We start from the raw sequence: 14,864 nt of genomic DNA on the forward strand, positions 1-14,864 counted from the left end.
CTTTAATCGCGGCGAGCACTTAGAAGCCTAGTGGGTTAAGCAAGAAGTGCTTAACAAAGAGTAAAGTTCGCTTATCCGAACCCTTCGGGCAGCATTTCTTAGCCATTTATTCAGCGTTAGCGAGTGATTATTAAGTCCACTTAACTGCACACTCACTGCCTTGCCTAAATGGCTAACAAATTGCTGCAAAAACCATCAGCAAAGATCAACAGACCCTAAACAACTCGCCAGGAAAAACTGGCGAGTTGTTGGCAACTATTAGCAAGGCAGGTGGCGAACTCTAAAAGAGCGTCCTTTCATTTTACCGTCTTCCAGTTTTTTGCGTGCACGTTTAAGTGCTTCTCGCTCTACAGCCACATAGGCGCGGTTATCAAACAAGTTAATTTTGCCTACTTGTGCGCCTGCAATGCCATTTTCACCGGTGAGCGCGCCAAGAATATCTCCAGCACGCACTTTTTGCTTTTTACCGCCATCAATTTGCAAGGTAGCCATAAGTGGAGCGGCTGGCTTTTTGTTAAGCAAAGCCATTGATGGAAGCTCTTCATCATTAATGCTGCGGCCAAGGTAGTCTTCAAGTAAGGCCACTTTATAGTGCTCTTTATCGCTAAAGAAAGAACAGGCAATACCTTTGCTGCCGGCACGACCGGTTCGGCCAATGCGGTGCACATGCACTTCGGTATCGCGCGCTAGGTGGTAGTTGAATACTGCATCTAAAGAGTCAATATCTAAGCCACGAGCTGCTACGTCGGTTGCCACTAAAATTGCCGCACTGTTGTTGGCAAATTGCACTAAGGTTTGGTCTCGTTCGCGCTGCTCTAAATCACCATGTAGGGCTAAAGCGCTAAAACCGAGTAAGCTCAGTTCATCGGCCACTTCTTGAGCTTCTCGCTTGGTATTGCAAAACACAACGCTGGATTTAGGGCGGTGTTGTAATAGCAATAAACGCAAAGCTAGCATGCGCTGTTCATTATCATCTACTTTAAAAAAGTGTTGGCTAATAGAGCTATTGTCGTGGGTGCTGGCCACTTCTACTCGCACTGGCTGGTGCATAATATTGTTGGCGATACTTTCGATTTGCTCGGGGAAGGTGGCACTAAATAACAAGGTTTGGCGCTGTTTGGGAGCCAGCTCAATAATCGCATCAATGGCCGATTGAAAGCCCATTTCCAGCATTCTATCGGCTTCATCCAAGATTAAGTTTTTCACGTTGTCTAAACGTAATGTGCCTTTGCGTAAATGCTCTTCAATACGCCCTGGCGTGCCCACTACAATATGCGCGCCGTGTTCTAAAGAACCGATTTGCGGGCCAAAAGGCATGCCGCCACATAAGGTAAGTACTTTAATGTTGTGAATGCTACGCGCCAATTTGCGAATTTCTTTGGCTACTTGGTCGGCCAGTTCGCGAGTTGGGCACAATACTAGGGTTTGAATGCGAAAGCGTTTTACCTCTAAGGCATTTAGCAGGCCTAGGCCAAAGGCAGCGGTTTTGCCCGAGCCGGTTTTACCTTGGGCAATCACATCTTTACCGTCCAAAATCAGCGGTAGGCTTTGCGCTTGAATTGGCGTCATTGAGCTATAACCCAGAGTCTCTAAGTTTTTAAGTAGATCGGGGTGTAGGGCAAGAGTGGAAAAATCTGTTTGGCTCACAATGGCGTCCTCTTCGAGGGAAAAATAAAAGTGTTACCGCTGCTGCTTTAGCATTGGGGGCGGGATAATAGCCGAAAACGCGAACAATTGGGTAAAAAATAGCAAGTTTTTCACGCTAAGGGGACTTTTTGTCAAAAGTGCTGGAGACGCTTAGGAAGAGTAAGTGGCAAAAACTGCTAAAAGCCGAGTGGATTGAGCTGCTATTGAAGCAGCGGTTGTTCGATGGCTTGGTATAAACTGGCGGAGTTGATCAAGGCATGAGCGGTAAGGCTAGGCACACCATACACCAGTGTTTCTACATCATAATCTTGGTTTATTTTGTCCAACAGAATGGCAAAATCGCCATCGCCAGATAGCAATACAACCATGTCTACCTCTCGTGCTGCCTCTAGCACGTCAATAGTAATGCCTACATCCCAATCACCTTTAGCTGAGCCATCACTGCGCTGGATAAAGGGTTTTAGTTTTACATCAAAACCAATGTGTTTTAATGCATCTTGAAACTTAAGTTGTTGATTGTCGCCGCGATCAATGGCGTAAGCGTAGGCTGCAACAATGCTGCCCTGCTCTTGCAATTGTTGCCATAACCTACGGTAGTTAAATTGTTTTGCGTAGGCCTCTCGGCAGGTGTAGTAGATGTTTTGTACATCGGCGAATACGGCAATTTTTTTCACTAGGCGCTCTCTTAGCGGTTGGCTATGAAATGGCTGGCGGCTATTTGATGTTGCAAGCATTATTACATGCTCCTATTAAAAAGCCCCGCTCTTGCTGATGTGAATAAGCAAAAACGGGGGCTAGCTTAAATTATGCTCACTACAGAGAGCGCAAAAACTTCAGCAATTGCTCTTGCTCTGCTGGTGTGGCCGTTTCAAAAGCCTCTCGTGCTGCGCTGGCTTCACCATTGTGCGCGCGCACTGCTGCGTCTAATCCTTTGGCGCGACCATCGTGCATAAATAGCACCGTGCTCTCGTCGGCTGGGCGAGATTCACGCTGAGCGACCGCATGTGCAGCATTTTTCTGGCCATTTACGATCATATCCATACTAAATGCGGCAACATCAGCGGTGCGGCCTAAACCCCACAGTGGCGTCGTTCTAAACAAGCCATCACCAAGGTCGTGGGTGAGTAAGTCTGAATATGGGCGAATCACATCACCTTTGGCTGTTATCTGTGTTTCGGTATGACAGCCGCTACATTGCATAGCGTTGTTGAACAAGTCTTCACCAGCCAATACATCAGCATCAAACAACAAACTCTTATCCCGCTGTGGCACCCCAACAAATTGGCTGTAGTTGGTGAGGCGTTCCACCATAGTGGCGTCAGGATTACTCACGCCAAAGTCGGTTGTTAGGGCAAAACGCACAGAGTCTTCAATCGTGGCGCGATTACCTTCCCAGCCAAACCCTGCTTTACCGGCAAAGTTAACTTGCTCTAACAAACCCAAACCAATAAGTGGCGGCGCAATACGTGGCCCAACATTGGGCACATCAAAGATCACCTGGCTACGGCCATCGTTAATATGGCAGCTTTCACAGGTGTTAAAGCCTGGATTAACATCGTCGCCAATGTTTACGCGTAAGTCTTCGTGTTGTTCAACAAAGTCTCGAACAACTTTTAACGATGAAGTGTGCTCGTGCTGCATAAATGCGGCTGCGCGTTCAAACTCGTTAGCACCAAAGGCATCGATACTTGCCTCGCCACCGAGTAAGGCGCGTGGATCGCTCGATTCTTTTGCCCAACCATGGCCTTTCACGTAGTAAAGCATTTGCGTGTAAAGGTTAAAGTCGGCGCTGTCTTTTGGAATAACGCGTAGTTCCCAGTCAATGTTTTGCCCATAAGACAGGCCTTGACCAAGGTTACAGATGGCGATGTTGCCACTGGCATCGCTTGGTGCACATTGATTGCTTAAAGAATGACGAGGGCTGCCGCCGCCGGCACGTTCTTCACTACCTTCAATGCCCGACCAGGTAATATCAATGGTTGAGTCGAGGGTTGAGTAAGACTCGTAAGTTAAATCCACTTGGAACAACAAGTCTTTACCGGGTTCGTCTTGCAACAAACTAATCGTGAAGCGTGGAACATTTTTAAAATGGCCAGCACTTTGGTTGACGGGATCGATACGCTCGTTAAATACGTTATGGTCGTTAAAAAATCCCTGTGGGTGTTGGAAGCGTAACCAGCCGGCAAAGTCTTCTGATTCGCCGGTGTAAGCACCATTCACGCAGCCTTTGTTTAAGCCATATAAAGCACTGTCGTGGTAAGCAAGCGCATCACCTAACTCATTTTCTAGTGGTGTGACTAGGCGCTCAAAAGACACATAGTAAACGCTGTTGCCTGTGAGCCAATCACTAGGCACGGTCATGGCTGCGCTGTCACCGTTACGCGTAGCTTCAACACTGCCAAGCAGTTTTAATCGGCCTTCGCTATTGTTGCGGAAGAATACCGTACGGGCATTGCTCCCCCATACTTTGCTGGCTAGTTCCGAGCCCGCTTGGAAGATCACTTGGTTATTCTGGGTATAGATATGGTAGCCATAGATTGGGATAGAGCCTCCGCTGTACATATCTGCGCAGGCTGGCACTACCGATTTCTGCCAAGTATTGTCGGCGAAACTTGCGCTAGGCAAGTCTGCCACCCACCATACGCTATTAATGCCGTGGCCGGAGGTATCGCCTAGATTGTTGTCTCCAGAGAAATAGTAAAGCGGTTCATTGTTTAAGGTGAGTTGTAAACTGCCATCTTGACGGGCACTAACACCTAATCCGCTTACGCCACTGGGGGCTTTAATCTCGCTGGCTGAGTTCACGATAAATGGAGGCCAGGTGGTGGCGCAGTTACCGTTACATTGGCTGGCACCTGCATTATCAACATCAAAGGTGTAAAGCGTTAGCCCTGGCTGGCTGGCATCGCTTCCTGCACTTAGGTAATTACCTAATACCGGGTCATTAACTAGAGTTACCGTGTCGTTGATAAAGGCTTCAACGTTTACACTCAAACTCGCTTCTACTCCAGTAAAGCTGTGGTCAGCGTTGGCTAATTTTGCTACTGCAGTATGAGAGCCTACTGCGAGGTCACTAATGGTGATGGCTGCACTTGAATACTGAGGCCCTAAGTCTTCGCCATCAATAACTAAGTGGAAGTGCTGCTCGCCTTCGGCAATTGGCCAGTTGCTAAGGCTTGGCGTAATAATCCAGTCTTCGCCTTGCTTAATCGTTGCTGGGCCGCTTAAGTTAATGCTTGGCTGGCTACCTGCTTGTACTTCTATTGTTGCAGAATCTTCTGCTGTCGCACCATCATTGTCGCTAGCTTCTACACGAAGTTGATAAACGCCAGCAATCACATTACTAATAGTTGTTGTATATGGCGCGCTATTGATTTCTGCAATTAAGCTTTCTGTTGCGTTGGGTGCTGCAGCGTAAAACCTTAGGCTTGTTATGCTGCCATCGCTGTCTTCTGCTGTCGCGCTTAAAGCAAGTGTTTCACCAGCAAGCACGGTATTTGTTGGGCTAGTGCTTAAACTGACGCTGGGAGCTTGGTTGCTTGGCGGGGTATTGCCTGCTAAAAACACTACGCCTTTTCGCTCAACAATAAATTGGCTTAGGCTATTGTCTTGAACTTTAAATTCTAGATCGTAGCTTTGGCCGAGTGCACCAGAGACATCGCGATAGTAGATGCCGCTGTCTAAGTTTGCTGAGCGGCAATCGCCATTAATACATAGGTAGTTCCAGTCAGCCGTCCAGCCCTGATCAACATGGTAAACCCGCATGGTATTGTCATCGATATAGCTTATGCCAAATTCTTCCGTAGGCTCTTCAGGTTGTTCGCTAGTGTTCACCGAGAAACTAGTGCTGTCGCTTGCTGTGACCGCTTGGTTATCGCTGGCTACAACACGCAATTGATAAGTGCCAGCGCTTAGATTGGTAATGTTTGTTTGGTAAGGGGCAGCGTTATCACTGGCCAGCAACTGTTCATTTGCCCCAGGAGCCGTTAGGTAAAAGTTGACTGAATTTATCGACCCATCACTGTCGTTAGCTGTTGCGGTGATAGTGACATCATCACCTTCGTTTAGCGAACCGTTAGGAGCGGATACAGACACAGTAGGTGGTTGATTGCTAGGTGGCGTTTCGCCACCACCTGTGCCTTGTTCAAATACTGCTGTATCGCTCACAATGTATTGGCTCAGTACCGCATCTTGAACTTTAAACTCGATGTCGTAGCTTTGGCCTAAAGTGGCACTTACTTCGCGGTAGTATTCGCCATTTTCTAGCGTAGCTGGTCGACAATCACCGTTAATACACAAGTAGTTCCAAGTCGCAGTCCAGCCTTCGTCGAGGTGATAAACACGCATGGTGGTGTCGTCTATATAGCTAATGCCAAAAGCTGGTTTTGGCTCTGCCACTGGCACATCTTTAATTACTACGTTTACCACTTCACTTAAAGTGGTTTCGCCAGTGATATCTGTGGCTAGTGCTTGAATGCTGCTTACATCGTTACCATCAACTTGGCTGGCAAGAGTAAAAACATAGGGGGCGGTAGTTGCTACCAAGTTTGCTTGGCTTTGACCATTTACCAGCAAGCTAACTGAGGCTATGCCATCACTGTCGCTAGCGCTCACTGTTACTTCTGTCGATTGGCCACGCACAATTTCGATATTGCCGCTGGCTTGAATTGCCACTTGGGTATTGGCACTAATCACTTCAAGATTAACACTGTGGTTACTGCTAGAGCCTGCTGCGTCTACGGCTGTAATCGTTAGATTATTGCTGCCAGCTTGTAAGTTGCTAGCGGCGATAGTCCAGTTGTAAACTGAATTGCCAAGATTTTGGCTAGGGTAGGCAATACCGTTAATGTTTAGGTCAACTAGACTTACTCCCTCTGGGCTATCAACAATGGTGCAACTGTAGTTGAGATCTTGCCCCTGGTTAATTGGGCTGCTGGGCTGTGCAGAACAATTTGAGAATACTGGACCATTGTTTTGCTCACCTGCCAAAATAAAGCCATTTTCTGAACTGACTAAATCAATAAAGTGCAGCTTAATTTCAGGGTTTTGTTGCACACGAGAGTCAGTGTATTTAAAGAAGTTAGCGCCCGCTTGGTCGGCAGCACTTTCCCACTGCGGTTGAGCGGTCCAGTCTGCGTTGATGTAATGCCATGCTTTATTGACTGTACGCATGATTTCGGCATTTTTTTCAGTAAACCAATCGAGGTTATTAACAATAGTTACTGGGTTAGCACTGCCTTGAGCAACTTGCTGACTCGAATTGAAGGGAAGTTTGTAGTCGTACTGCACACCTAGATCGCCATGTGGAGTAACTTCGGCAATAAACAGCGGTAAGCCTTCAATTTCGGCAATCTCGGCTTCTTCGTTAATATCACTGTTAAATTGCGATACCCCCACCCAATCTACATATTGTTTACCGGGCCAATACCCCTGTTCGGTATTGCCCAGAGCCTGATTACTCGGACGTCCAGTTCCGTGGTAGGCGTCTGATTGCCAAACATGAGCAACGTTAGTTACTCCCTGCGCGTCTAAAAAGCTGCGTACGTGTTTAAAAATGCCGCGGAAATGTTCGAAGCTTAAACCATGGGCATCGCCATTAAATTCATAACAGGTTCGCAAAAAGAAACCGGTTTCATTGTGAAGTTTGAAAAAATCAGCTAACTCAATTAACAGGTCGTCATAAGCGCCGTCGTTATATAAGCTGGGAGCTTGCGCGTTTCCAGGACAAAACATGCCAAGTGCTACTACTTCAGGTTGATAGTTTTCAATCACCCATTGCGCGTTTTGTACTCCTGATCCCCATTGGTTTCGGCGCTCACTATCGGCACAGCCTTGGGCTTGATTGGAGTTGTAGTTGTCGAGGTTTTTTAAGCCATCTAAACCTTTAAAACAGTAGTTGGTGACGTCTTCGGTCGCCCCGCGGGTGAGGGTGGTGTACATGGTAAAACCATGTGGACGAGGTAATGAAGGGTCGGCCATGTATTGCTCGATAGAGACTTGGTCCTGACCTAAAATAAATAAGCGTTTACCATCAACAGGTATGCTTGGCTTTCCTGCAGCGTAAGCATTGCTGACTATTAAACTTGCTCCAGCAATGAGTGCGCAGCGTAACAGGCTGAGTTGCGGTTTTTGTATGTCCATATATCTCTCGCATTTAGTTTGATTAGCTGTGCTAACTCGTAGTCAGCCGCTAAAAAAGGGTTCTAAATCTAATTTTTTGTTTTATTTCAGTTATTTAAATCTAAAGCCTGAATGTTTATCTCACTTTAATTTTCCTGCGGCGGCTACAAAATCACCACCTAAGGTTAAGTGTCTGTGACCTTGATCGGTGTAATTGTTAATGGCTTGTGAGCAGGGTCTTACAAATGGCGCTTTTCTAAATGAATAAACATCACCTGATGTGATAAAACATTTGTAACCGGTTTCATTGAGCGTCTAAAATTATAAAATGTATGCGGGATTTTGAGGAGCAGATCTGGCATAAGCATAGTGATGGCTTAAACGAGGAAAGCCGTCACTACGCTTAGAATATCGAGGTTACTTTTTCTCTATTGCGAACCCATCGACTCGAACTTCAAGTTCTTTGTCTAAGCTAAGTTCTTGGCTAGTGTCGACTTCTAATAAGCTAAATATCTCCACTTGGGTATTGTTACCAGTGTTGAAATCTACCGCGACCTGTCTGAAACACTTTTTATTATCGCCTTGAGGCGCAAGTGCTAGGTCTTTTACGTGCGCTTTAGCATCAGCTAACACGGTGCCTGCCAAAGGCGCATTGGGGATCACTTCGCGAACACCAAAGTGTAATTGAGTAGGAGAGTTAGCGCCTTTTTTGTCGCAGTAATAAAGTGAGAAGCTCATATCGGTATTGGCAGGTAAACCACTAACAATTTGGCTTAAGCCCGGTTTAGAGTTGAAGTCATGGTTTGATACGTCTCGCTTAAAGCGAAAACGAGAAGAACCCTCGTCACCAAAGGCACTATCTTTAGAGCTACCAACATCACCTAAGCCGCCACTTGAGTCTTCATGAGACAACCAAACCGAGCTTTTACCTTTATCTGCACGGTACTCGGTAAGCTGCGGATCTTGAACATAGGCCTGAGCCGAAAATGCTAAACAAGCAGTAAACATGGTGGCACTTAAAGCTAATTTTTTTTGTATGCGCATAGGTAGTCCCTTTAGTTACTAATAACGTCTCTCCAGATTAATTGTATTATTATATAATTTAACCGCGGTGTGCTGTGAGCATTCTCGCGTTTTTGAACACCTTTTATACATGTTAAAAGACCTGAATATGGCTACACTCTGAAAGGGGCTTTAGCGGGTAACTTTTTTTGTAAATCATTAAAAGGTAATGGCTTTTATCCGCAGATAGCCAACGAAGCTAGGGGCGCTACCTTTGGCTGAAAGGAGATAAAATACGGGCGACGCGGAATGAAAAAAGGCCGATTTCTCGGCCTTTTTATTTTGAACTAACGGGCAACAGCGTTGTTAGGCATTATCTGCCACTCGTGCATCTTGCACCTTCGTCATCAAGTCTTGGGCTTTCTTCATTACTGCGCCAGCTTCTTTGGTGCGGCGTTTTTTCAGCAAGTAATCAGAGAAGCGAAGGTATTTGTTAGCCATTGTTTGGCGAGTTTCAATTAAGTGAGAAAAATCGTCGGGCAAGTCTTTAGCCATGCTGTCTACTTCTTTGGCCATTTTATCTAGGGTTTTCACCCGAGTAAGGCCATTGATACGCTCTTGTAATTGACTAAAGTGGTTTTGGTAAAACACTTCAGCAGCTTGATAGGGAAACTCTGCTTCTTGCTCATCGGCGATAGCTTGTTTGTAGCTAGCCATAGCTGCAATGGCCGTTTTTAGCTCAAGTGCTCGAGCAATACGCTCTTGCTGTTGTTCGCTGTTGGCGAAGAAGGTTTCACCTGTTTCAATCATTTGCGCTAACGCAACCACATCAAGCTGGTCGGCCGCTTTATCAAATAACTGAGTAAATACCTGTTCAGATTTTTCGTTAGGCGCAAACTGGTAGTCAGTTCTCACTTGCAGCAAATCTTGGTAAATCGTGTAAACGTCATCGCCATCTTCACTATGTTGATAACGACCTTGCTCTAAATGTAAGTCGAGTCGCTGAACCAATGCTTCAACCGTGCCCATCCACCCTTGGTTCACGTCTTCAGCAATTAAGGCCAAGCTGTATGAATCTGGGTAAATGCGGTTTACTTCCTGCAGCAAAGATTGGATAGCGTAATAATCTGGGTAAGCGTTTTGGCGATTATTAAGTAAATCGTCGATTTGTTTCTCGTAAAAATCGATCACCAAACGTTGCTTGTCTCTTAGCAAGGCTTGTTTTGGCACATGCTGTTTTGCCGGAATGGTATTTAGCATAGGCAAAAACTGCTGCGGGCTTAAGCTCACTAAGTCTTGATTGGCTGAGTTCTCTCGCTGTAGTCGGCTTAATTCTTGTTGGCTATGCTTTAGCTGACCATCCATTTGCTGGAAACCATAACTGAGCGCACCGGCAACACCAACAATGGCAATCACACTTAAGCTGGGCTTTAAAAAGCTTTGGGTAAGGCTTTTTTCGATTTGGTCTAAATCGGTTACTCGTTGTTTTAGATTGAAGTTGAGACCGCGCTTCAACTTACCCCAACGTAACAAAGGCGCATGCTTTGGCTTACTAGGAGTAATGTTTTCTTTAGCCGCCTGGTTAGCGGTTTTGCGATTGAAGGGGTGTTTACTCGACAACAACTCGTAGGCAATACAACTAAACGCAAATACGTCGTCTGCAATGCTTGGTGCGGCGCCATCTAACAACTCTGGCGAGGCATAAGTTGGTGTAAATCCGCTAACTGGTGAAGTTTCTTCAGGTTTGTCGGCAGCGTATTGATCGGCATTTAGGTTGAGTGCGCGAGATACACCAAAGTCAAAAATCTTAATGGTGCCATCTCGCGATAACATGATGTTACCCGGTTTTAAATCGGCGTGTACTACGCCATTTTGGTGGGCATAACGAAGCGCCGAGGTTAACTGAGTGAGCAGCGCCAAGCTGCTTTTAAAGGTAAGGCCATTGGGGCGATGACTTTTAATGACTTCATCAAGTGTTTGCCCATCTAACCATTCCATAACCAGGTAGTAATCTTCTTGATCTACCCCGAAGTCATGTACTCGGATGATATTTGGGTGGCTTAAGCGCTGAGTCTTGCGTGCTTCTCGGATAAGAATTCGAGCAGCATCTGGCTGGTCATGAAATTCTTTCTGCAGCAATTTGATGGCTACATAAGGTTGGCTGTCACCAGCTGCTTCTAGCAACAAGTCTTTTGCTCGGTAAACATCGCACATGCCACCATGACCCACTAGGTCTTCGATTTGGTAGCGCTTTTTAATCACCCGATTTATCACTTGCTCTTTGTTGGAGCGTGCATTGGTTTTTTTGCTTGTTGCTGTTTCGGTGTTGTTTACAACGGTTTTATCTGATGCCGTTGAGCTTGCAGTTTTATTTTCAGCCTTGGTGTTTGGCGAAGCAGCTTGATCTTTGTTTGCATCATCCATGAGTACTACCCTAATTCGCTAGCCATATACATTACTTTAATAATGCATGACAAATATATTAATTAAATTTTACCGTTTATTTAGAATTCTTTAGATCTTGTTATTTATATTACTTTTAAATTACTTGTAGCCATACAAGAACAATATTCATGTTATTTAAAATGACTATTGCGTTTGTTTGTTTTTTGTTCACTGTAAAGAAATCCGACACTCAATGCAGCTAAAACAAAGGCTTGGATGCTAACAATAAAAATATCAAAACACAAAGAAAGCCAGAAAAATTTTATTGTTAAAATTATTATAATCTCTATTGATTGGATTATTTATTAAGTGTAATAATAGCGGCTCTTTTTCTAGTGATATCTAAATCACTAGTATTTTTGAGGGAATGGGTTCTTCTCAAAATAAAAAGACTTCTAAGGGACGGAAGATTATGAATTTGAGTTTATCTGTGATTAGTTATCACAGATTTACCTCTGGTGTGGAAGAGAAGAAGACGCTCTCTACTACGTCAGGGGAGTCAGTTATTACCATTGGTAGGGCAAGCCAATGCTCTTGGTGTTTGCTCGATCCAGAAAGAGTTATCTCTAGTCGTCACGCGCGTATTGAGTCAAACAATGGGCAGTTTTGGCTATACGATACGTCTACCAATGGCGTGTTTGTTAACCGCTCGGTAGAGGCCTTAGCAAAAGACCAGCCTTATCAGCTTAACGACGGTGATACCTTAGCAATTGGCGACTACGAAATAGAAGTGGCGATATCCGCTCAAGCTATTGCTCAGCAAGCGCCAAGCTCTGCTCAGGTAGCCACAGCTGCTCCTACTGTTCAAGCTCCCGCTGCAATGCCAGCAACTAATCTTGAAGAAGATTTTGGTGTATTGGCTGAACCAGAGCCTATTGCAAACAACAGCAGTAGTTTAGACGCTAAGCTTAATGCCAATCTTGATGACGCTTTTGCATTGCCGCAATCGATGAATGATGAGCAGTCCAGCATTCCGGAAGATTGGAATGCTTTGTTTGCCAGTCCCGCTCCACAAGAACCCGTTGCCGTTAGCGCTCCGCAGCAACCCGCTGCCGTGCCAAGTGCTGCTGTTCCTGAAGTTAAGCAGCCTGCGGTAGCAGAGCCAGTTGCTGCAGTAGCAAATACAATGGCCAATGATCCACTCGCTTTTGCAGCTGCTACTACCAAGCAAGCTACTCCGGCAGCGCCTGCAGCTGCCGTTAAACCACAGTATTCTAGCGCAGATGAGCAAGCTCATCTGGCCGCATTTTTGGAAGGAATGGGAATATCTCCCGAGCTAGTTTCTCAGGATAACCCTGTACGTTGGTGGCATCAGTTGGGCGTGATAACTCGCGACTCCCTTGATGGCATCATGAATACCTTACACAATCGCGCAGCCTTTAAAGAGAACAGTCGCATCAATCAAACGACTTTCAGAAGGAATGAAAACAACCCGCTTAAGTTTTCTACTAATGCAGAAGATGCCATTCATAACTTATTACAACGCAAAACGGCTGGATTTTTACCGCCAGAACGAGCCGTTAAAGAAGCGTTTATCGATTTAGAGCGCCACGAGTATGCGCTGTTATCTGGGGTTGAAGGTGCAGTAGCAGGTGTTATGCAGCTGCTCGACCCTAAATCGATAGAATCCAAAGATCAGAACGCCAAAGGGATTGCCAAGATGTATTCGGCAATAGAAAAGCATAAAAGCTGGAACCGTTACTGTTCGATCTACAGTGATTTGGAAAATGAGTTTAGCCAAAACAGCAATGCCTTCTACATGGAAGATTTTGCCAAGGCTTATGAATCAACCTTAAAAAGCATAGAGCAAAAGGGACAACGATGAGCAAAGTAGGGAAATTAGTACTTAGTGTGCTACTGAGTATGTCAATGTTGGGCTGTACTGTAGCCAACTACGTAGTCGAACCATATTCAAAGCTACAGTTTCATGTAGCCAACAATGTTAACCCAGATATCACCGGCCGAGCTTCGCCTGTGGTGGTTAAAGTATTTGAGCTGTCTTCACGCACCTTGTTTGATAGCCAAGATTTCTTCGCCTTGTACGATGACGCTTCACAAGTGCTTGGCCCTGATCTAATCAATCGCACCGAGTTTGAGTTTGAACCCGGTAGCCAATTTGAATACAAGCTTTCTTTATCGCCTGGCGTTCGTTATGCCGGCGTGCTTGTCGCCTACCGAGACATTGACACCGCCAGCTGGCGTGAAGTGGTCACTGTCGACCCTACTAATTACAAAACCTTTGATGTTCACGTAGGTGAGCTCGCTGTATTTGTTGGCAATCCATAAGCAGTATTTCGGGATTAAACATGAGTGACTTTTGTCGTGTCGCGTGGAGCGAGGGGATGTTTTTGCGTCCTCAACACTTTCAGCAGCAAGAACGCAGTTTGAATTTTCAGTTGCAGCAGAATTTGTTGCAGCAATCCAGCTACTACTGGGGAGTAACAGAGCTAAGTGTAGACCGCTCCCTACTAAGTAACGGTAAATTCGGCTTAAGTAGTATTAGGGCGTGTTTGCAAGATGGTGCGGCAATGGTTAGCCCCACTCGTGATCCTTTGCCGGAAGCGTTATCGCTGGACAGCAGTATTCGAGATCAGTTGGTGTATTTGGCGTTACCTACCGAAAAGTCCAATGGACTGAATGTATCGGCACAAGGTCGTAGTGTGACTCGCTACCGTTTTGTTGATCATGAAGTGGTAGATACCAACATTGGTAACGACGCGGTGGAAGTGTTGCAACTAGCCCAGGCTGGCTTTGAGCTTAAGTTAGAAAGTGACAACTTATCGGGCTACGACACCTTAGCTATCGCTAAGATCATTGAAGTTTCGGAAGAGGGGCAAGTTAGCCTCGACGAGAAATTTATTCCCGCAAGTTTAAATGCGCAAGCTAACTCGGTGCTTAAGCAACAATTGGCCGAAGTGCATGGCATGTTACGCCAACGTGCTGAAGCCTTAGCTGCACGTATTGGCGCAGGCCAGGGCAGTGCCAGCTCAATTGCAGATTTTTTAATGTTGCAGTTATTAAACCGATACGACGCATTGATTGCTCACATTCTAGCAACTAACGGCTTACACCCAGAACGATTGTTCCAGGAGTTAGCGGGTTTGGCCGGCGAGTTAGCCACTTTTTCTAGCAAAGATAAACGCGCTCCACAGCTCCCTAGTTATCAACACGATGAACTCACTCGTGTATTTGGCGATGTGATGGTGGTGCTTAACCAGTTTATGAGCATGGTACTGGAGCAAACGGCAGTACAAATTGCACTGGACGAAACCAACTACGGTATCCGAATTGCTCAAGTTCAAGACAAAGGTTTATTAGAACGCGCCGAATTCGTGTTAGCGGTAAACGCCAACATCAGCCCGGATGAACTGCGCAAGCGCTTCCCTGCTCAAGTGAAAATCGGACCGGTTGAACACATTCGAGATTTGGTGAATAACCAGTTGCCAGGTATTTCTGCCATTGGCTTACCGGTAGCGCCGCGACAAATTCCATATCACGCCGGCTTTCACTATTTCAAATTGGATAAAAGCAACGATTACTGGTCACGGCTTAGTGCCAGTGGTGGCGTAGCCATCCATCTGTCGGGTAACTATCCCGAGCTTGAAATGCAAATTTGGGCAATTAGCCAGTAATTAATGTTCCAAGGATGA

Annotated in this window: 8 protein-coding genes; 3 read left to right on the forward strand and 5 right to left on the reverse strand. The window is 45.7% G+C overall.

All coding sequences use genetic code 11. The features are described from left to right. Positions 1-258: 258 nt before the first annotated feature. From dbpA to K5620_RS00770, 5 genes are all read right to left on the reverse strand, one after another. Positions 259-1,647 carry an ATP-dependent RNA helicase DbpA gene (dbpA, locus tag K5620_RS00750; protein WP_016399956.1) on the reverse strand — a complete coding sequence of 463 codons (1,389 nt, stop codon included), beginning with the start codon at positions 1,645-1,647 and terminating at the stop codon, positions 259-261. 200 nt (positions 1,648-1,847) lie between these two features. Then, positions 1,848-2,321 (reverse strand): NYN domain-containing protein, encoded by a 474-nt coding sequence (locus K5620_RS00755; protein ID WP_040306697.1) that lies wholly within the window; start codon positions 2,319-2,321, stop codon positions 1,848-1,850. A 139-nt stretch (positions 2,322-2,460) separates the two neighbouring features. Continuing rightward, on the reverse strand, positions 2,461-7,788 hold the full coding sequence (locus K5620_RS00760) for a family 31 carbohydrate-binding protein (RefSeq protein WP_016399954.1): 5,328 nt from the start codon (positions 7,786-7,788) through the stop codon (positions 2,461-2,463). A 396-nt stretch (positions 7,789-8,184) separates the two neighbouring features. Continuing rightward, entirely contained in the window at positions 8,185-8,811 is a 627-nt protein-coding gene (locus K5620_RS00765) for a hypothetical protein (protein ID WP_221077436.1), read from the reverse strand. A gap of 324 nt (positions 8,812-9,135) precedes the next feature. Further along, complete coding sequence (locus K5620_RS00770; protein ID WP_016399952.1) at positions 9,136-11,193, reverse strand: serine/threonine-protein kinase; 2,058 nt, start codon at positions 11,191-11,193, stop codon at positions 9,136-9,138. 433 nt (positions 11,194-11,626) lie between these two features. Here K5620_RS00770 and tagH point away from each other — a divergent pair, with 433 nt between their 5' ends. The 3 genes from tagH to tssK are packed head-to-tail and all read left to right on the forward strand — an operon-like array spanning position 11,627 to position 14,846. Beyond that, entirely contained in the window at positions 11,627-13,039 is a 1,413-nt protein-coding gene (gene tagH, locus K5620_RS00775; protein ID WP_221077437.1) for a type VI secretion system-associated FHA domain protein TagH, read from the forward strand. Next, a complete protein-coding gene (tssJ, locus tag K5620_RS00780; RefSeq protein ID WP_016399949.1) occupies positions 13,036-13,500 on the forward strand; it encodes a type VI secretion system lipoprotein TssJ in 465 nt (154 codons plus the stop codon). The genes tagH and tssJ overlap by 4 nt, the downstream gene beginning before the upstream one ends. 20 nt (positions 13,501-13,520) lie before the next feature. Further along, the gene (gene tssK / locus K5620_RS00785) at positions 13,521-14,846 is read left to right on the forward strand and encodes a type VI secretion system baseplate subunit TssK (protein ID WP_040306601.1); all 1,326 of its coding nucleotides are present in this window, start codon (positions 13,521-13,523) and stop codon (positions 14,844-14,846) included. Positions 14,847-14,864: the final 18 nt, after the last annotated feature.

It is taken from the genome of Agarivorans albus, assembly GCF_019670105.1.
GTDB lineage: Bacteria > Pseudomonadota > Gammaproteobacteria > Enterobacterales > Celerinatantimonadaceae > Agarivorans > Agarivorans albus.

What these genes read in the sequence shown, in the direction of transcription:
- K5620_RS00760 (WP_016399954.1), bottom strand. Translation starts at nt 7,788, where the DNA reads ATGGACATACAAAAACCGCAACTCAGCCTGTTACGCTGCGCACTCATT.
- K5620_RS00765 (WP_221077436.1), bottom strand. Translation starts at nt 8,811, where the DNA reads ATGCGCATACAAAAAAAATTAGCTTTAAGTGCCACCATGTTTACTGCT.
- K5620_RS00770 (WP_016399952.1), bottom strand. Translation starts at nt 11,193, where the DNA reads ATGGATGATGCAAACAAAGATCAAGCTGCTTCGCCAAACACCAAGGCT.
- tagH (WP_221077437.1), top strand. Translation starts at nt 11,627, where the DNA reads ATGAATTTGAGTTTATCTGTGATTAGTTATCACAGATTTACCTCTGGT.
- tssJ (WP_016399949.1), top strand. Translation starts at nt 13,036, where the DNA reads ATGAGCAAAGTAGGGAAATTAGTACTTAGTGTGCTACTGAGTATGTCA.
- tssK (WP_040306601.1), top strand. Translation starts at nt 13,521, where the DNA reads ATGAGTGACTTTTGTCGTGTCGCGTGGAGCGAGGGGATGTTTTTGCGT.